General features: G+C 71.7%; 19 protein-coding genes. 13 read left to right on the top strand and 6 right to left on the bottom strand.

The genetic code is table 11. From position 1 onward, the window contains the following. Nucleotides 1–163: 163 nt before the first annotated feature. A complete protein-coding gene (locus tag HGB44_RS09345; RefSeq protein ID WP_061079749.1) occupies nucleotides 164–790 on the top strand; it encodes a DUF1349 domain-containing protein in 627 nt (208 codons plus the stop codon). A 61-nt stretch (nucleotides 791–851) separates the two neighbouring features. Here HGB44_RS09345 and HGB44_RS09340 read toward each other — a convergent pair whose 3' ends face one another. Then, on the bottom strand, nucleotides 852–1256 hold the full coding sequence (locus HGB44_RS09340; protein ID WP_061079748.1) for a cupin domain-containing protein: 405 nt from the start codon (nucleotides 1254–1256) through the stop codon (nucleotides 852–854). 52 nt (nucleotides 1257–1308) lie between these two features. Here HGB44_RS09340 and HGB44_RS09335 point away from each other — a divergent pair, with 52 nt between their 5' ends. Both HGB44_RS09335 and HGB44_RS09330 read left to right on the top strand, forming a co-directional pair. Further along, nucleotides 1309–2343 (top strand): helix-turn-helix domain-containing protein, encoded by a 1035-nt coding sequence (locus HGB44_RS09335; protein WP_210751396.1) that lies wholly within the window; start codon nucleotides 1309–1311, stop codon nucleotides 2341–2343. After that, a complete protein-coding gene (locus tag HGB44_RS09330) occupies nucleotides 2336–2776 on the top strand; it encodes a VOC family protein (protein ID WP_061079746.1) in 441 nt (146 codons plus the stop codon). The genes HGB44_RS09335 and HGB44_RS09330 overlap by 8 nt, the downstream gene beginning before the upstream one ends. A gap of 144 nt (nucleotides 2777–2920) precedes the next feature. Here the strand turns inward: HGB44_RS09330 and HGB44_RS09325 are convergent, their stop codons facing one another. From HGB44_RS09325 to HGB44_RS09315, 3 genes are all read right to left on the bottom strand, one after another. Next, entirely contained in the window at nucleotides 2921–4189 is a 1269-nt protein-coding gene (locus tag HGB44_RS09325; RefSeq protein WP_061079745.1) for a purple acid phosphatase family protein, read from the bottom strand. A 276-nt stretch (nucleotides 4190–4465) separates the two neighbouring features. Then, nucleotides 4466–4888 carry a hypothetical protein gene (locus HGB44_RS09320; RefSeq protein ID WP_061079744.1) on the bottom strand — a complete coding sequence of 141 codons (423 nt, stop codon included), beginning with the start codon at nucleotides 4886–4888 and terminating at the stop codon, nucleotides 4466–4468. Nucleotides 4889–4936: 48 nt separating this feature from the next. Further along, nucleotides 4937–5893 (bottom strand): hypothetical protein, encoded by a 957-nt coding sequence (locus HGB44_RS09315; protein WP_231972363.1) that lies wholly within the window; start codon nucleotides 5891–5893, stop codon nucleotides 4937–4939. Between the two features lie 130 nt (nucleotides 5894–6023). Here HGB44_RS09315 and HGB44_RS09310 point away from each other — a divergent pair, with 130 nt between their 5' ends. Further along, nucleotides 6024–7025: an ArsR/SmtB family transcription factor gene (locus tag HGB44_RS09310; protein WP_061079743.1), complete on the top strand. Its 1002-nt coding sequence runs from the start codon at nucleotides 6024–6026 to the stop codon at nucleotides 7023–7025. Nucleotides 7026–7147: 122 nt separating this feature from the next. Beyond that, nucleotides 7148–8125: an aldo/keto reductase gene (locus HGB44_RS09305; protein ID WP_061079742.1), complete on the top strand. Its 978-nt coding sequence runs from the start codon at nucleotides 7148–7150 to the stop codon at nucleotides 8123–8125. Nucleotides 8126–8236: 111 nt separating this feature from the next. On the opposite strand, the gene HGB44_RS09300 is transcribed toward HGB44_RS09305, so the two are convergent. Together HGB44_RS09300 and gdhA are read right to left on the bottom strand one after the other, a co-directional pair. Further along, nucleotides 8237–8968 (bottom strand): alpha/beta fold hydrolase, encoded by a 732-nt coding sequence (locus HGB44_RS09300; protein WP_061079741.1) that lies wholly within the window; start codon nucleotides 8966–8968, stop codon nucleotides 8237–8239. A gap of 75 nt (nucleotides 8969–9043) precedes the next feature. After that, nucleotides 9044–10414 (bottom strand): NADP-specific glutamate dehydrogenase, encoded by a 1371-nt coding sequence (gene gdhA / locus HGB44_RS09295; RefSeq protein ID WP_061079740.1) that lies wholly within the window; start codon nucleotides 10412–10414, stop codon nucleotides 9044–9046. 1237 nt (nucleotides 10415–11651) lie between these two features. Between gdhA and HGB44_RS09290 the strand changes: the two genes are divergently transcribed. The 8 genes from HGB44_RS09290 to HGB44_RS09255 are packed head-to-tail and all read left to right on the top strand — an operon-like array spanning nucleotide 11652 to nucleotide 18139. Further along, nucleotides 11652–12251, top strand: coding sequence for a phage tail tube protein (locus HGB44_RS09290; protein WP_061079739.1), 600 nt, complete (start codon nucleotides 11652–11654; stop codon nucleotides 12249–12251). Nucleotides 12252–12295: 44 nt separating this feature from the next. Continuing rightward, nucleotides 12296–12604: a hypothetical protein gene (locus tag HGB44_RS09285; protein WP_061079738.1), complete on the top strand. Its 309-nt coding sequence runs from the start codon at nucleotides 12296–12298 to the stop codon at nucleotides 12602–12604. Between the two features lie 47 nt (nucleotides 12605–12651). Next, the gene (locus HGB44_RS09280; RefSeq protein ID WP_168443992.1) at nucleotides 12652–12978 is read left to right on the top strand and encodes a hypothetical protein; all 327 of its coding nucleotides are present in this window, start codon (nucleotides 12652–12654) and stop codon (nucleotides 12976–12978) included. 31 nt (nucleotides 12979–13009) lie between these two features. After that, nucleotides 13010–14572 (top strand): phage tail protein, encoded by a 1563-nt coding sequence (locus HGB44_RS09275; RefSeq protein WP_061079736.1) that lies wholly within the window; start codon nucleotides 13010–13012, stop codon nucleotides 14570–14572. Beyond that, nucleotides 14569–15438, top strand: coding sequence for a phage distal tail protein (locus HGB44_RS09270; RefSeq protein ID WP_061079735.1), 870 nt, complete (start codon nucleotides 14569–14571; stop codon nucleotides 15436–15438). Before HGB44_RS09275 ends, HGB44_RS09270 begins: the two co-directional genes overlap by 4 nt. 42 nt (nucleotides 15439–15480) lie before the next feature. Next, the gene (locus tag HGB44_RS09265; protein WP_061079734.1) at nucleotides 15481–16536 is read left to right on the top strand and encodes a hypothetical protein; all 1056 of its coding nucleotides are present in this window, start codon (nucleotides 15481–15483) and stop codon (nucleotides 16534–16536) included. Then, nucleotides 16533–17675, top strand: a complete 1143-nt coding sequence (locus HGB44_RS09260) for a hypothetical protein (protein WP_061079733.1) — start codon at nucleotides 16533–16535, stop codon at nucleotides 17673–17675. Before HGB44_RS09265 ends, HGB44_RS09260 begins: the two co-directional genes overlap by 4 nt. Further along, a complete protein-coding gene (locus tag HGB44_RS09255) occupies nucleotides 17672–18139 on the top strand; it encodes a hypothetical protein (RefSeq protein ID WP_061079732.1) in 468 nt (155 codons plus the stop codon). Before HGB44_RS09260 ends, HGB44_RS09255 begins: the two co-directional genes overlap by 4 nt. Nucleotides 18140–18255: the final 116 nt, after the last annotated feature.

Here is an 18255-nt window from a genome sequence, read left to right as displayed (position 1 = left end):
TGGCGGGCCGATTGGTGGTGTCGCGTGCGCCCTCGCGCCCGGCCCCTCCTAGGCTTACGTGGTCCGCTCCCCCACGACAGCCGTCGAAAGCCCCCCACCCCACCCCGCCCCGCGGGGCCTGCGGTCGGCCGCCCCTGACACCACGACACCGGAGGAAGCAGCAATGACCCCCGCCTGGAACGTACCGGCACTGCCCTTCGCCCTCTCCCCGTCGTCCGGAGCGGCATGGGCGATCGATGAGGAGACCGGTGCGGTGACGGCCGCAGCGACCGCCCACAGCGACCTCTTCATCGCCCCGGACACGGACTCCCAGATCAACGCCGCGACCATGCTCAACGCCGAGACCCTGATCGGCGTCCCTCCGGAAGGCGACTTCCAGTTCAGCGCGCGTGTCACCGTCGGCTTCGCGTCAGCCTTCGACGCCGGAGTGCTGCTCCTGTGGGTCGACGACCGCCACTGGGGCAAGCTCTGCTTCGAGTACTCCCCCGACCGCGAACCCATGGTCGTCTCCGTGGTCACCCGGGGCGTCTCGGACGACGCCAACGCCTTCACCGTCGACGGCCGGACGGTGTGGCTGCGCGTCTCGCGGATCGGCCGGAGCTTCGCCTACCACGCCTCCCTGGACGGCGCGGCCTGGCGGATGATCCGGTTCTTCTCCGTCGGCGACGGCACCGCGCCCGCCCGGATCGGGTTCGAGGCCCAGTCGCCGACCGGCGACGGCTGCGCCGTCACCTTCGACGACATCCGCTTCACCCGCGAGCGCCTGGCCGAACTGCGGGACGGCTCCTGAGGCGCGGAGCGACCGCGGCACGGGACCCTTCCGGACGGGCCGGTGCGACCGGCCCTGCGCGTCAGCCCGCGTCCAGGGCGTGCCCGGTGGTGGCGTCCACGTGGTCGGGCACCTCCTCGTGCCGGTCCCCCACCGTCAGCGTTCCCGTCGGCTCGAACAGGAGGATGGCGGCCCCGTCGTCGGACTCGGGCCGGTGCTCGGTCCCGCGCGGCACCACGAAGACCGATCCCCTCTCCAGGGTGACCACCCGCTCGGCTCCCCCTGCGTGCTCGCGCAGCCGGATGCGCAGGTCCCCGTCCAACAGCAGGAAGAACTCGTCGGTGTCGTCGTGGGCGTGCCACACGTACTCGCCCCGGACCTTGGCCACGCGCACGTCGTAGTCGTTGACCCGGGTGACGATACGCGGGCTCCACAGCTGCTCGAAGGAGTCCAGCGCGTCGTTCAGGTTGATCGGCTGTTCGCTCATGACGGCCATCCTGGCCGTGGCGCACCGCCCGGGGAAGTGCTAGGAATCGCACATGCCGCAAGAATCCTCGCACCGCGTGGCCCTCGTCGTGGACGAGGGATCCAACCCCTTCGAGATGAGCGTGGCCACCGAGCTGTTCGGGCTGCGCCGCCCCGAGATCGACCGCCCCTGGTACGACCTGACGGTGTGCGCGGCCGTGCCCGAGGTACGTATGCACCGGGGCGTGTTCACCCTCGGCGGCCTGGCCGGGCTGGAGGCGGTCGCCGGGGCCGACACCGTCATCGTGCCCAACCGGCCCGACCCCGAGGTGCCGCCCTCCCCGGAGGTGGTGGAGGCCGTGCGCGCGGCGGACCGGCGCGGCGCCCGCCTGGTGAGCTTCTGCAGCGGCGCGTTCACCCTGGCGGCGGCCGGGGTCCTGGACGGCCGCCGGGCCGCCACGCACTGGCGGTTCGAGGAGCTGTTCGCCCGGACCTACCCCCGCGTCCGGCTGGAGCGGGACGTGCTGTTCGTGGACGAGGGCCGGGTGCTCACCGCGGCGGGCAGCGCCGCCGCCCTGGACCTGGGGCTGCACCTGATCCGCCGCGACCACGGGGAGGGGATCGCCAACACCGTCAGCAGGCGGCTGGTGTTCACCGCCCACCGCGAGGGCGGGCAGCGCCAGTTCGTGCCCAGGCCCGTCCCCGAGGCGGCCGACACCTCCCTGTCCCCGCTCCTGGACTGGGCGCGCGAGCGCCTGGACTCCCCGCTCACCGTCGCCGACCTGGCCGCCCGGGCGTCGGTCAGCGCCGCGACCCTGCACCGCCGCTTCCGGACCGAGCTGGGCACGACCCCGCTGGCCTGGCTGCGCGCCGAGCGGGTGCTGCTGGCCTGCCGCCTGATCGAGGCGGGCGGAATGGGACTGGAGACCGTCGCCCGCGCCAGCGGCCTGGGCAGCACCGCCAACCTGCGCGCGAGCGTGCGCGCCCACACCGGGATCAGCCCCTCCGCCTACCGGGAGCGCTTCGGGCCGAGGCCGCCGGCCGGGAGTCCCGACCGTTCGGTCCTTCCTTCCCCCGACCCCGACCGCGTAGCCTCCAGGCATGTCTGACCTGCCCGCGCGCTTGACCGTCGTGACGCTGGGAGCCCGGGACCTGCCCGAGCTCCGCCGGTTCTACAGGGCCCTGGGCTGGGAGGAGGTCCCGGCCAGCGGTGACGGCTGGGCGGCCTTCCTGCTCGGCGGCGTCCTGCTGGCCCTGTACCCCGTGGAGGAGCTGGCCGCCGAGGCGGCGGACGGCGCCCCCGGCCCCGCGGGCTGGTCGGGGATCACGCTCGCCTGCAACGTGGACGGCCCCGAGCAGGTGGACAGCGCCTTCGCGGCCGCGGTGCGTGCCGGTGCCACCGTCGTGGCCGAACCGGTGGAGCGCCCCTGGGGAGGGCGGTCCGCGTACGTCGCCGACCCCGAGGGCAACCGCTGGGAGATCGCCTGGGCGTCGGCGGCCAGGTTCGACGACCGCGGTGCGCTGACCGGCTTCGGCGACTGAGGCCGCACCGGGGTCATCCCAGGCGCCCCGTACCGGCGCCGCTCCCCGCCACGGTGTGCCCCCGCCCCTGACGCTTGGCGGCATCGGGGCGAGGGGGCCTTCGTCAGGCGTGGCGCCCCAGGGGGCGGGGCGCCACGACTGGGTTCAGAGCGTGTCGGTCACGCGCTTGCCGTCGCTCTTGTCGATGGTGAAGGAGTCCACGACCGTGCCGTCGGCCGTGCGTGCGGTGTAGCGCAGGCGGGCGCCGTCCACCTCCACGGCCTGGAAGGTGGAGGTGTCGGTCAGCTGCACGCGCACCTCGGCGCCGTTGTCGGTCCAGTTGTCGGTGGAGGCGTCGTACATCTTCGTGCCGGTCACCGCGACGGTGTAGACCGGGCCGGTCTGCACGTCGGGGTCACCGGTGCGGTTCGCGGTCAGGTTGCCCCGGCCGTAGGAGTGGTCGTGGCCCTGGAGGACCAGGTCCACGTCGTGCTCCTCCAGGGTGTCGAGCCAGGAGTCGCGCAGGGGGCCGTTGTCGCGGCTGGGGCTGTTGGAGAAGACCGGGTGGTGGAAGGTGACCACCGTCCAGGGGTGGGGGTTGGTGGCCAGGGCCTCCTCCAGCCAGCGCTGCTGGGTGTCCAGCCAGGAGTCGGTGCTCAGCGGCGCCGCGTTGCGGTAGTTGGAGTTGAGGACGACGAAGCGCACGCCCTGGTAGTCGGTGTGGTAGACGGTCTGGGGCAGGTGGCGCCCGCCGGTGGGTCCGTTGCCCGCGCCCGGGAACTGCGGGTTCCAGTACCGGCTCAGGGAGAGCAGCGAGTACTCGTGGTTGCCGGGGGCGGCGAGGTGGTTGACGGTGCCGGTGGCCTCGGGGCCGAAGGCGTCGAACCACTCGGTCCACTGGGACTCGCTGTTGGGCGAGTCGACCAGGTCGCCGGAGTGCACGACCAGTTCTGCTTCGGGCTCGGCGGCCAGGGCGGCCCGCACCACCGTGGCGCCGCCGGTGGAGATGCCGTTCTGGACGTCGCCGAAGTACAGGAAGGTGAAGGGCTCGGCGCCGGAGGCCGCGGTGGTGAAGGTGCGCCAGGGGCTGAAGTCGGTGCCGTCGCCGACCCGGTAGCGGTAGGCGGTGCCGGGAGTCAGGCCGGTGGCGGTGGCGGTGTGGAAGGTGCCGTTGGCCGAGCCGGTGTCGGTGCCCTCGACGGTGGTGACCCGGCCGGGGTCGGCGGCGGGGGCGGTCTGCGCGACCGGCGAGCCGGAGCCGTCCGAGCGCCAGGCGAGGGTCTGGGAGGTGGCGGGGTCGGCCGTGGGCGAGAGGATCACGCGTTCGGGCGCGGTGGCCGCGGACGCGGCGGGTGCGGCGGCGACGACGGGGATCAGGGCCAGCAGGGTCGTGCCGAGCAGGGCGAGGGCGGGGCGTGCGGCGAAGCGGGACACGGGGGGTGCCTTTCTGCCGGGGGAACGCTGACGCAGCGAAGGTAACCGCCCTCGGGCAACACCCCGTTAACTTGCTGTGACCATCGGTAGCACCCGGGTGAACGCGGCGGCCGGATCCTCGCGACCGCCGCCTCGGCGGCGCGGTGGACACAGGGGAAGGGCCTCCGGGCGGCAGGGACGGTCGTCCTCTCCGCGCCGAAGGCCCTCCCCGCCCTCTCGGCACCTGTCAGCGGGTCCGCGGACCCGCCTTGGCGGGCCGCACGAGCGGCACACCGGTCACAGGTTGGTCCACATGTGGGAGGAGATGTTGTTGTTCAGTGCCTGGCCGGAGCCGGAGCCGGTGTTGGCGTCGAAGGTCCACCGGCTCAGGTTGGCGAGGGCCACCCCGTTGTGCACTCCCCGGCGGGCGCCGGAGTGGTTGAGCCCCCAGTAGACCCACACGTCGTCGAGGTTGCCCGGGTAGCCGTTGTTCCACAGCGAGGACGTGGTGTTGCGGCAGGACCCCCAGTTGGAGGAGTTGCCCAACCAGGAGCCGCAGTAGCGGTTGTAGTCGAAGTCGTAGTAGGCGTACAGCCTGCCGTCGGCGGCCGCGGCCGCGGTGTGGGGCCGGACCTCCTCAGCCTGCGCGGTGGGGGCGTTGAACAGGGTCGCGACGGTGATCGCCGCCGCGACCAGGGCCGTCATGCGCTTGGTCCTCATGGTTTCCTGTCTCTCTTCCTGTGTCTCTTACTGCTCCGGGGGCGGGGGTCACTCCCGGTGTTCGGGGTCCGTGGTCCGCTCCGTCCCGGCGACGATGGAGCGGGCCCGGGGCAGGGCGTCCAGTTGCAGCCGCCGCTGCGTCTCCAGCGCGGAGCGGTGGCGCTCGCTCAGCTCCCGACCGTGCTGCTCGTCCAGGTCCGCCGCGGCTTGGGCCAACCCGGAGTCCAGGGCGCAGCGCGCCTCGGCCAGCGCGAGACCGACTTCCTCCTGCCGGGGCAGGGGGTCCTGCGGGGGAGGCAGCGCGGCACGGATGTCAGCCGGTGTGGCGTAGTCGTGTCCGGCGGCGCGCATGCAGTCCGCCCAGGGTCGCGCGGCCTCCAGGTAGCGCTGGTCGTCGACCACGAGCTGGTAGCGGAGCGGGGGAAGGGCGTCGACGGTGGTCCGGGCCTGGAACCAGGAGGCCAGGTCGCCGTAGAGTTCGCGGTCGACCTGCGACTGGCATCCCTGGTCACTGCGGCCGAGTTCCATCCCGTCGGGCGTGGTCGCCGTCAGCCCGACGGGGCTGGGCCCGTTGGCGGCCACCAGCGCCTGGGCCCTGCGCTCGGGGGACAGAGCCGCGAAGTAGACCTGATTGGGGTCGTTCTCCCGCAGTTCGACGGCCTCGCGCTGAAGCCGGGATCCGTAACCGTGCTCGGCGGCCCAGGACGGATCGTCGATGACGTAACGGAATTCCTCGAACTCGGCGGCGGACTTATCCGAAACGATCTGGTACTCGAACCCGTGGCTTTCCATGCATTCTCGGAGCAGGATCTGTCCGGCCGTCTCCAGCAGCTCTTCCTCCTCCGGTGTGATGTCGCGTGCTGGGGCGTCCTGCGTCTGCTGGTCCGGGGAGCATGAGGCGGTGAGCAGGAGGGGCAGCGCCAGGAGGGCGAGGAGCGCGCGCGGGTTCGCCGTGCGAGCCCTTCGGCGCGCTGCGCCGTGTCCGCCCACCGATTCCCCATTCATGGAATTTCCTTTCCATCTCCGGCACCACTCACTCTTCGCTGCCTTCTTGGTTATTATTAACACTCGCTTTCGGGTTTGTGGGTATGTTTTCTTCCTGGCGAAAACGTGGTCGGAAGTGGGGAAGTCCGAAATGCCAGAAAACAGCACAAAGCTACTCATTCATTTCAGTAGCGACGACCTCCTGCGCCTTCGCCTGGCCGACTCCGCCAACCCCATGTGGGAGACCGTCAACAGCCTTCACCTGCTACAGCACAGGCAGGGCGCCCTGTTCTTCGACGAATGGCGCGGGGCCGTGCACCGGGCGCTGCTGGACGGCGGCCCCGGGGAACGCGCGCTGCGGTTGCTGTTGGCGCTGGTGCCCTACGGGAACTACTGCCCCGACTTCCTCACCCCGACCGATGCCGATCCCGACCCCGACCTCGGTGTCGAGTCCGTGCTCACCACGCCGGTCCCCCGGATCCGCGAGGAGCTCGGTATCCTGGCCGACCACGCCCGCCCGCCCTCGTCGTTCGGCTGGCTGGCCGCGGGCGACGCCGGGTCCATGCGCCTGCTCGGCGGCGCTCTGCGCACCTACCAGCGCGCCGCGCTCGCGCCGTTCTGGAGCCGGATCCGCGCTCAGGTGCACGCGGACCTGGCACGCCGTGCACGTGCCCTGCGGGGTGGGGGCTCCGAAGCGCTCCTGGCCTCCCTGGGCTCCACCGCGCTCTGGAGGCCGCCCGTTCTGGAGATCGACTATCCCTTCGACCGCGAACTCCACCTGCGCGGACGCGGTCTGCTCCTGCTGCCGTCCTTCTTCTGCTGGGGCAGGCCCGTGGCGCTCGCCGACCCCGGTCTCCCGCCTGTGCTGGTCCACACGGTCGAGCACAGTCCCGGCTGGGCGCGACCGGCCCCGCGACCCGACGGTCTCGCTCCGCTCCTGGGGCCCACGCGCTCCCGGCTCCTGGAACTGGTCGCCGAGGGCGGGGTGTGCACCACGACAGGTCTGGCCCGCAGGCTCACCGTCTCCCCCGCCACGGCGAGCAAGCACCTGAGCGTGCTCCGCGAGGCCGACCTGGTACAGAGCCGTCAGGAGGGCCGCTACGTTCTGCACAGCGTCACCGTCCTGGGCCTGGGCCTGCTGCGAAGGCCCTGACCGCTTCCCTCCCGCGCGCCTGTGCACGCACGGGTACGACGCACCCCCGACAGGGCAGGGCCTCGGGCACTCAGGCCCGTCCGCGCATTTGGGAACGCTCCCAAGGGCCTAGGATCGCACCCATGGAAACACGCGTACTCGGCCGCACAGGCAACAACGTGGGCGTCATCGGTTTCGGCGCCTGGCAGATCGGAGCCTCCTGGGGCGAGGTCAGCGAAACTGACGCCCTGGCCGCCCTGCACGCGGCCGCCGACGCCGGTGTCACCTTCTTCGACACCGCCGACGTCTACGGCGACGGCCGCAGCGAGCGGCTCGTCGGCCAGCTGCTCAAGGAGCGCCCCGGCATCACCGTGGCCACCAAGATGGGCCGCCGCGCCGACCAGACCCCCGACAACTACAACCCCGACAACTTCCGCGCCTGGAACGACCGCTCCCGCCAGAACCTGGGCGTGGACACCGTCGACCTCGTCCAGCTGCACTGCCCGCCCGCGCGGGTCATCGCCACCGACGCCGTCTTCGACGACCTGGACGCCATGGTCGCCGAGGGCCGCATGCGCGCCTACGGCGTGTCGGTGGAGACCGTGGACGAGGCGCTGACCGCGATCGCCCGCCCCAACGTCGCCACGGTGCAGATCATCCTCAACGCCTTCCGCCACAAGCCGCTGGAGAAGGTGCTGCCCGCCGCCCGCGAGGCCGGGGTCGGCATCATCGCGCGCGTGCCCCTGGCCAGCGGCCTGCTGTCGGGCAGGTTCCGCGCCGACACCGCCTTCGGCGAGGACGACCACCGCAACTTCAACCGCGAGGGCCAGGCCTTCGACAAGGGCGAGACCTTCTCCGGCATCGACTACGCGACCGGGCTGGAGGCGGTGGAGCGCCTGCGCCCGCTGGTGCCCGAGGGCGTGACCATGGCCCAGTTCGCACTGCGCTGGATCCTGGACCAGGAGGGCGTCAGCGTGGTCATCCCCGGCGCCCGCAACGCCGACCAGGCGCGCGGCAACGCCTCCGCCGCCGAGCTGGCCCCGCTCGCCCCCGAGGTCCGCGCCCGGGTGGCCGAGGTCTACGACGAACTCGTCCGGCCCCAGGTCCACCACCTGTGGTGACGAACGCGTGACCGCCTCCGGGCCCCGACGCCCGGGTGTCCCCGCCTGACGGCTCCGGGGCCGGGGCGCGCGTCGGCGCCCCGGCCCCGGAGCCTCGCCCGGACGGGCCGCTCACACCCTGGCGGCCAGGACACGGGCGAACAGGTCCGGGCGTTGGAGGGGTATGCCGTGACCGCATCCCGGAACGGAGGTCAGCCGACAGCCCGGGAGGGCGTCACGGATGCCGCGCGCGGAATCGCGCATCAGTCCGCGCTCCCGTTCCCCGACCATCACCAGCGCCGGGCCCTCGAAACCGGACCAGCCGGGGGGAAGGGTGAAGCGGATGTTCTCGCCGACGCTGGCGAGAAGGGTCGCACGGCTCATGCGGGCGCTGTCGCGGAGGTAGTCGTCCAGGAGTTCGTCCGGGACGAACAGCTCCTTCGCCTGGAGCCTGGCGAACCACCGCTGTCGCGCGAGCGGCGCGGTCGCGGCGAGCAGGCCCAGGGTCGCGCCCGGGAACCGGAAGGGTTTGGCCTGGGCGCTCACGACGACGGCTCCGGTGACGAGGTCGGGCCGGGTCGCGGCCAGGAGCGTCGTGAGCTGCGCCCCCAGGGAGAACCCCGCGACCAGCGCGCCGCGCGGCGCGCGTTCCTCCAGGACCTCCGCCACGGCCCGGGCGGTCTCCTCGTGTGAGCGGTACGCCTCGTCCGCGCTGCGTCCGTGGCCGGGAAGGTCGGGAACGATCGCGCGGGCCGCGCCCCCGAGCCGCTCCAGCACCGGACGCCACATCCATCCCGCGACGCCGCCGCCGTGCAGCAGCAGGACAGGAGAAGCGTGTGCTTCGCCGGTCTCACGGACGTACACGCCCACCTCCTCCCAATTCTCGGTGACGCCCGGGCCCGGACGGGGCGGGGCCTCCGGGGAGGCCCCGCCCCACCGTTAGATCAGGCCCTGGGCCAGCATCGCGCCCGCCACCCGCTCGAACCCGGCGACGTTGGCGCCCAGCACGTAGTCGCCCGGGGCCCCGTAGCGCTCGGCCGCCTCCTCGCAGCGGTCGTGGATGCCCGCCATCGTCTCGGCCAGCTCGGCCTCGGCGTGCTCGAAGGACCACGACGTGCGCCGCGCGTTCTGGCGCATCTCCAGCACACTGGTGGCCACGCCGCCGGCGTTGGCCGCCTTGCCCGGCGCGAACAGCACACCGGCCTCGCGCAGCACCTTGACCGCCTCGGGCGTGGTGGGCATGTTCGCGCCCTCCGCCACCGCCACGACGCCGTTGCGCACCAGTGTGAGCGCCGCGTCGGCGTCCAGTTCGTTCTGGGTGGCCGAGGGCAGTGCCACGTCGCACGGCACGTCCCAGACGCTGCCGCCCTCGACGTAGCGGGCGCCACCGCCGCGACGCTCGGCGTAGACGCTGATCCGGGCGCGCTCGACCTCCTTGACCTGCTTGAGCAGGTCCAGGTCCAGTCCCTTGTCGTCCACCACGTAGCCGCCGGAGTCGGAGCAGGCCACCACGTTCGCGCCCAGCTGCTGGGCCTTCTCCGCCGAGTAGATCGCCACGTTGCCCGACCCGGAGACCGTCACGCGCTGGCCGTGCAGGCCGCGGCCCGACCGCTCCAGCATCCGCTCGGTGAAGAGCACGCTGCCGTAACCGGTGGCCTCGGTGCGCACCCGAGAGCCGCCCCACTCCAGGCCCTTGCCGGTGAGCACCCCGGCCTCCCAGCGGTTGGCCAGGCGCCGGTACTGGCCGAACAGGTAGCCGATCTCGCGGCCGCCCACGCCGATGTCCCCGGCCGGGACGTCGGTGTGCTCGCCCAGGTGGCGGTGCAGCTCGGTCATGAACGACTGGCAGAACCGCTCGATCTCCGCCTCGGAGCGGCCCTTGGGGTCGAAGTCGCTGCCGCCCTTGCCGCCGCCGATGTTCATACCGGTCAGGGCGTTCTTGAAGATCTGCTCGAAGCCCAGGAACTTGATCACGCCGAGGTTGACGCTGGGGTGGAAGCGCAGACCGCCCTTGTAGGGGCCCAGCGCGCTGTTGAACTCCACCCGGAAGCCCCGGTTGACGTGCACCTGGCCCTGGTCGTCACGCCAGGGCACCCGGAAGATGATCTGGCGCTCGGGCTCGCACAGGCGCTTCAGGATGCGCTGCTCGTCGTACTCGGGGTGCCGGGTCAGGGCCGGGGAGAGGTCGTCCAGGACCTCCAGCACCGCCTGCTGGAACTCCGGCTCGTCGGGGTTGCGGCGCACGACGTGCTCATAGGCGGCGCGGACTCCGGGGTGGTGGTCACGGCCTGCCTCGTCGGCGAAGGACATGGGTGAACGTTCCTTTCAGCACAGGTGGAACGGGCACCCCACACGCCGTTGTGTCGGGAACCTCGAACAAGCGCACGCTGGCGCAACACATGATGGTGATCCGAGGCCCTGAGGTCCTCACGCCTGCGGATCGTGGCTGTGTGAGGAGTGTATTACCTCGATGTAAACATAAATCCCCCGCGGCCGCGGTCGGCTACCCCCTCCGGAGAACAGGTGTCGACCCAGGTCAGCTCGTGTTCTCATGACGCGAAGGCCCGGTGGCGGTCCCGGCACTCCACCGGGGTCGTGTTTCCGACGCGTTGCGTTCGCGTGACTCGCCCGCCGCGGCCCTCGCCGTCGTGTTCCGCGGTGGAGCGCGCCCGCATGCGGGCGGCCACTCCGCCGCGCCCCCGCCCGCGTGCGCGCGTCCACTGTTGTTCCCGAATTCACCTTCCATGGTTATCGTCCAGTTGTGCAATGATTTACCAAGGAACCGTACGAGCGTTCACCGGTCCGTGTCGGGCACGCGAGGAATCCGCGCCCCTCCGGGCGGCGCCGTGCCCCCCAGGCGAGGCCGTCCGGTCTCTCCCGGATGAGAGCGCAGGCCACGGAATGAAATGGCCAAATAAACAGACATATCGGGTGCAGGCTGTGCGGATATCGAAGAGCGGAAACCGGCACGTGCGTCAACACCCGCCTATCCCCGTGATGCCCAAAGCCAACGGGCACCGCCCGGCGCCGCAGCGCCACCGGACAGAGGGGGGTGCGTATAAGCGCAGGTCACCAACCTTCCACGGCCCGCTTCTTCCGCCACGAGGGGAGCGGTCCTTCCCGGAGTTCCCCGCGGACCCGTACTGGCCACATCCGGACAGACGCCGAAAACGGTTGCGACCCGACCGCGCCATCACCAAGAATCAGTGGTGTTGGAGAGGTCGCCGGACAAACGATTTATCGCCGTTCGCCTCCTCGATCCGACGCGGATTCCGACGTCTTTACCTCAGAGGCTTTTTTGTGATGCGCACTCCTTGTCCCGCATGCTCCTCGTCGGCTGCTGGGACGCGTTCGCCGAAGCCTGCGGAGGAATGGCGCCACCGGGCCGGGGCGCGGGATTCCGCGTCCCCGTCCGCTCTCCAGATCCCCCGCGCGACGGGTACAGCGCCGACACCCGCCGCGCGGAACGAACACGTCAGCACGCGGTCCCGCCCCCGGCCGCGTGAGCGGGTCCTGGTCCCGGGGGCGCGAAAGAGGGAGAACGCTCATGGCCGCGAACACCAAGGAGGTTCGGGTCGGAGGAACGGGACGTGTGCTGGTCGCTCCAGCCAACACCCCGGTCCCCGACGCGACCGGTGACCTGCCCCCCGTGTGGAGTGATCTGGGACTGACCAACGAGGAGGGCGTGACCTTCACCAAGGCGGACTCACTGGAGGCCGTGCAGTCCTGGCAGCACACCGCGCCGGTCCGGCTCGCCTACAGCGAGCGCGAGTTCACGGTGACCTTCGCCCTGCTCCAGATCAACAGGGACACGCTCTCCTTCTTCTTCGGCGACCCCGGGGCGAGTACCGAGAACGGAACGACCCGCGCCAGCCTCTCCGCGGCTCCCCAGCCGGACGAGCGGGCACTGCTCGTGGAGTTCTCCGACGGTGGCGTGCTGTCCCGGTTCGTCATCCCCCGCGGCATGGTGACGGAGAGCGAGGACGTGCAGATCACCCGTTCCGCCGCCGTGCAGCTCAACGTCACCTTCCAGGCCATCGCCCCCTCGGAGAACCCGCACGACATGGTCGTCTGGCTCACCCACGACGCCGGTCAGGACGGCGGAGAGGAAGAACCCGCCGCCCCGCCCGCGCCCGCCGCCACCTGAGCCGCCCCCAGCCACCGCCACGAGCAAGGGACACCGCCACGACCATGGAACGATTCAACGTCAACGCCGCCCGGGCCCAGCGCCTGGAGGCGCTGGGGCAGCACTGGGAGTTCGAACTGGACGACGAGGTCTACCGCCTGCCGACCGAACTCCCACGGCAGGCGGCGAGCAGGCTCGCCGAACTCGGCCCCTCCGACCTCGACGGCCTGTTGCAGGTGCTCCTGGGCGAGGACCAGTTCGCCCGCTTCGCCAAGCACGACGTGAGCGTGCAGGACGTCCAGGCGATCCTCACGGCATACGGAGCGCAGACGGGGATGAGCCTGGGGGAAGGATCGCCCTCGACGCGCTCCTGACCGAGCACGCCGAGGCGATCGAAGCCGACCTCCTGCGCGTCTACGGGGTGGACCTGCTCGACTACCACCGCGGGCGGCTGAGCGCGCGACGGCTCCGGGTGCTGCTCGCCCACCTTCCGCGCGACAGCGCCCTGGTCCGCGCCATGCACGGCGACGCGGCGCAGTGGGGGGTGGCCGAGCACCTGCTCGCGCTGGTCGCCGATCACCAGGCGGTCGGGAACTGGCTGTTCGCCTCGGCGCACACGGACAGGAAGCGCAGGGCGCCCTCGCCTCCCGACCCGGTCCCCCGCCCCGAGGGCCACCCCGGCCGAAGTACCGCCGCGACCGTGCCGGAGGCGACCGACCGGCAACTGCGTGACTTCTTCGGGACATGACGCGCCCTGACCGGAAAGGACATGAGCCACCTTGAGCGAAGTCGCCGCCATCACCGGTAGCGCCCAACAGGCGGTCAGCGGGCTGATCCAGGAACTGCAGCGGTCCGTCTCCCAGGCGGTCAGCCAGGCGACCAACGACATCGGCCAGGGGTTCGCCGGCCTGGTCACCGACCAGGTCACCCAGATGGTCGACTCCTTCAAGACCGCCAACCCCGCCGTCACCGAGGCCGTCACCACCGTTCTCGGCTACCGGGACGCGGTGACGACCACCGTCGACTCGGTCAGCGAGATGGTCGGCCAGGTCCAGGACGCCGCGGGGGCCATGGCCGAACTGCCGGCGATGGTCTCGTCCATGCGCGAGTCCCTGCTGGGCACCGTGACCGAGGTACGCAACCTGGGCGTCGAGCTGCGCACCGTGGGGAGCGAGCTCCTCACCGCCATGGGCACGATGCGCCAACTCCCCGTCGTGCAGCAGGCCATCACGGTCGCCACCCAGCTCTGGGCGGGCGCGCAGCGCCTCCTCAACACGGTCCTGCGCATGAACCCCATCGGCCTGCTGGTCACCGGCATCACCCTGCTCGTGGCCGGCCTCATCGCCGCCTACCAGAACAGCGAAACGTTCCGGAACATCGTCACCGGCGTCTTCTCGGCCATCTGGTCGGTGGTCCAACCCGTCTTCGAGAACATCCGCAACCTGGTGGTCACGGTCTGGCCGCACATCCAGCAGATCATCACCTCAGCGCTGAACGCCGTCCTCGCGGTGGTCCAGCCGGTCATCGCGGCTGTCTGGGGGGTCATCCAGTCCGTCTTCACGTCGATCTCCACCCTCGTCGCCACCGTGTGGCCGCACATCCAGGCGGTGATCTCCGGTGTCGTCAACACGATCCGCAACATCATCTCCACCACCTTCAACACCGTCGCCACCATCGTGCGGACCGTGTGGAACACCGTCACGACCGTCATCACGGGGGCGATAAACACCGTCCTCAGCGTCATCGGACGCATCCGCGGCATCATCACCACCGTCCGTGACGCGTTCGCCCGGGTCGTCGAGGCGGTCAGCGGCCGGATCTCCGAGGCGGTGGAATTCGTCAGGGAGCTGCCGGGCCGCGCGATGAACGCCCTGGGCAACCTCGGCACGACCCTGGTGAGCAAGGGCAGGCAGCTCATCGAGGGCTTCATCCAGGGCATCAAGAACGCCGCGAGCGGGATCGTCGACACCATCAAACGGTTCGTCACGGACATGATCCCCGGCTTCGTCAAGGACGCCCTGGGCATCAACTCGCCCTCACGCGTGATGGCGGACCTGGGACTGGCGGTGGGCGAGGGTCTGGCGCGGGGGATCAACGCCAGCGCGCCCGCAGTGGACGCGGCCATGCACAGGCTGGTGCCCTCACCCGCGTCCCCGGGTCTGTGGGCGGACACCTCCGGAGTCGTCGGCGCGGCCACGGCAGGGCGCCGCGGACCAGGGACCATGTCCAGGGCCTCCTCGTCCGAAGGCGTCACCATCAACGTCTACCCCCGTGCGGGGCAGTCCGAGTACGAAATCAGCCGCATGGTCGAACGCGAACTGGTCTGGGCGGGCAAACGATGAACGAGGAACTGCAACTGCCCGTCTTCCAACTCGGCCGTTGGGCGGGCAACCGCCGGGACGAGCACGGAGTGGAGTGGTGGGTCGTCAGTGACGAGGGGTGGACCGGGTCCCCGCCGCCGCGCGTGGACCTCACCGACCGCCCGCAGCGCCACGGAGCCTTCGACGCGCCCAGTTACCGGACACCGCGGGTCATCACCCTGGAGGGCGTCGCGATAGCGCCCTCGCGCGCGACGAAGGAACGGGCCAAGGACACCTTCGCCGCCCTGCTCGCCGACGGATCACGGCTCTTTCCCCTCGTGGTGCGCGAACACACCGCGACCCGCCAGGTACGCGTCCGCCTCACCGACGGGAGCCGCACCCGCGACACCACCCCCTACGCCTTCGAATGGTCGTTGCAGGTGACCGCGCCCGACCCCACCCGCTACTCCCACCAGGAGCGACGCGCCACCACGGCGCCTCCCACCCGGCCGCCGGGCCTGTCCTTCCCCCTGTCCTTCCCCCTCGGCTTCGGTGAGGAGCAGGGGGGCCGGTTCACCGCGCGCAACGCCGGGACCATCCAGACGGCCCCACGGTGGGAGATCACCGGGCCCTGCGTGGACCCGGTGGTGCAGAACGCCGTCACCGGCGAACAGCTGGCCTTCGACATCACGCTCCGCTCCGGGCAGCGGCTCGACGTCGACGTGGACGCGCGCACGGTCCTGCTCGGTACGTCCACGTCACCGGGGTCGGTGTCGCGCCGGTCCGCCCTGCGGTCGGGCTCGCGGTGGTTCGACCTCGCCCCGGGCACCAACCAGATCACGTTCCGGACCGCGGACGGCGACCCCGGCGCTCGGCTCAGCGGGGTCTGGCGCGACGCGTGGCTCTGACGACACACCGTTTCCACGACCACGGAGGAGAACTCCCCAGCCATGAACACACGTCGGCCCGCGTGGGTCAACGAGATGACCGCCCAGGAGGCACGCCTGTCCACCGGGCTGCTGGTCTCGCCAGCCACCGGCGAGGACACCCGTCCGGGGCGGGTCCGCTCGGGTTTCCGTCCCGGACCGGGAACGCCCGGCAGGGTCAGCCAGGCGACCGGGTCCGGGCCCGGGGTCCTCTCGGTCGATCCGTTCCAGGCGGTGATGGACACCGACGAGGGGCCCTACCTGGTCACCCTGCCCGAGACCCACACGATCCGGCTTCTGGAGGACTATCCGCCGGAGGAGGTCCACGACCGCACGGACCTCATCGCGGCCCTGCTCACCGGCACGGCCGACTCACGGGCGCTGGAGATCGTGGTCATCACAGGCCAGGAGAGCGAGGGGTGGGAGCCCCCCGAACCCGAGGGGCCCGCGATCCGGCTGGCCCTCGTGAGGGTGGCGGCCAACGCCGAGTTCGTGATCGGGACGGACATCAGGGCGCTGTGGCGCGAGTACCCCTTCACCTGCGCGGTGGGCGGTGTGCTGCCCGTACGCGACGAGGCGTCCCGTCCGGTCAACCCACACCAGGGCCTGTACCTGCACCGGCTCGACACCGGGGACCTGGAGTCCTTCCACCGCGACCGCTGGCAAGTGCACCGCCGCCACCGCGACACCGGCTGGTTGGAGTTCACGGGGCTGGTGCCCGACTGGACCTACTCCGAGGGCGGCACGGAGGTGTCCTCGCTGCGCATCCGCCGCGTCGACGACACCGTCCACATGGCCGGGCGCGTCGCCAAGACGACGGACGAGGGACGGCCGACACTGGGCTCCCTGGCCGACTACCAGGCGTTCCTGCCCTCCTCCGGCTCCTTCCACACCCTCGTGCGCACGACGGTGGGCATCAGGCGTTTCGCCGTAGCCGGCAACGTCCTATACCTCGACAACCTGCCGCGCGTGGACCCCGGTGCGATCGTCGCTGGAGAGTGGGTGTACCTGAACGTGTCCTGGCACACGGACGCGCCCTGGGAGGCCGGCCTCCCCGACACACCCGCCACGGCGCCATGAGCGCCACCTACACCTACTACGTCGCCGATCTGCTCAGCGGAGAGATCATCGGCGACCTCCCCCTGACCGGAGTGGGCTTCACCCGTGTCCTCAACGCCCCGGGCACCTTCCGCGGCAGTCTGCCCACCCGCGACCCGGCCGTGCGGGCGCTGGCGCCCCGACGGCTCACCGAGCCGGGCAGGACCGCGCTGTACGTGGACCGCGACGGCGTCCTGGTGTGGGGCGGGATCGTCTGGACCACCCGCTACGCGGCCGCGGACGGCATGCTGGAAGTGAGCGCCGCCGACTTCCTCTCCTACTTCGAGCACCGCTTCGTCCTCCCCCACCCGCTGTCCCCCGGGGTCCCGATCGCGGAGCAGCCGCCGGTCCGCTTTCCGGCCGGGGGAGGCGAGGGCGTCGACCAGCTCTCCATCGCCGAGACGCTGATCGGCCTCGCCCAGAGGCCGCCAAGCGCTGACCTGGGCATCCGTGTACGCCGGAGCGGTACCGCCCCACACGTTCCCCGAACCGCCACCTACCAGCCCTTCGACCTCAAGCCGGTCCTGGAGGCGCTCTCCGACCTGTCCGACGCCGCCGACGGCTTCGACTTCGTCTCCGACGTCCGCTACGTGCGGGGAGTCCCCGAGCGGTCGGTCCTCTTCGGTTCACCCCAGCTGGGCCGGACGGGGACCGCGCACCTGTGGGAGTACGGGGCCGGGCTGGTCGACTTCGTCTGGCCGGTGGACGCCGCCGACGCGGCGACCCGGGTGTTCGCCCGAGGCGCGGGAAACGGCGCCGAACAGCTGATCGAGTACGCGGCGGCGGCCGCGCCCGGTCCACGGCCCCTGCCTCTGCTGGAGAGCGCCGTGGCCGCGCTCGACATCAGCGACCGGAGCCTGTTGAGGGCCCTCGCCGAGCAGCGCCGACACAACCTCGAACACCCCGTCACCCTCCCCGAGCTGACCGTGCGCGCCGACCGCCCGCCGTATCTGGGCACCTACCGGGTCGGCGATCCGGCCCGCGTCATCATCGACGACCCGTTCTTCTCCGGTCCCGTCGACGTCACGACCCGGATCGTGGAGTACGAGGTCTCCCCGGGCGACGACGCCGAGGAGGAACTGATCCGACTCACCGTCATACCGGTGGAGGAGACGCCATGAGCCGTGTGAACCGACCGGACACGCTCCTCGACCAGCTGCGCGACATCCGTCGCCGTCTGGCCCGGTTGGAGGCGTCCCGACAGGAATCGGGCGGGGCCGCCGCGGCGGCCCGCGCACCCGCCGTGCCGGAGGCCCCGCCGCCCGTCGGCGGTCCGGTCCTGCCAGCGCGGGCACACGACCAGTGGAGCAGTTCCTCCGACACCTGGGAGACGGTCGGACACACCTGGTGGGAGCAGGGCCCCGGCCGCACGCGGGTGCTGCTCGCGGGGGGAGCGGACGCGGGCACCACGGGGCTGGCCCGGGTGGTGGTCGACGGGGTGGCGTCGGGGCCGGAGCTGGAGCTCGGCGGTGCCCCCTCACGCCTGCGCGTGCCGCTGGCCCCGCGCGGTGGCGCCGAGATGGAGGTCCAGGTGAGGCGGACAGGCGGCGCCGGGACCGTGTGGGTCGCCGCCGGTCTGGCTTGAAGCCGCTAGCGGTCCGGTGTTGCGGCCGCTTCGCGCACGTGACGCACCCCAGGCCCGGCGCTTCGGGCCCGCCTCGCGGTGCCGCGCGTAAAATCCGTTGCCCCGCGGCCGCGCGG

The organism is Nocardiopsis alborubida (assembly GCF_012396365.1).
GTDB lineage: Bacteria > Actinomycetota > Actinomycetes > Streptosporangiales > Streptosporangiaceae > Nocardiopsis > Nocardiopsis alborubida.
This window is presented reverse-complemented; position numbering and strand designations above follow the sequence as displayed.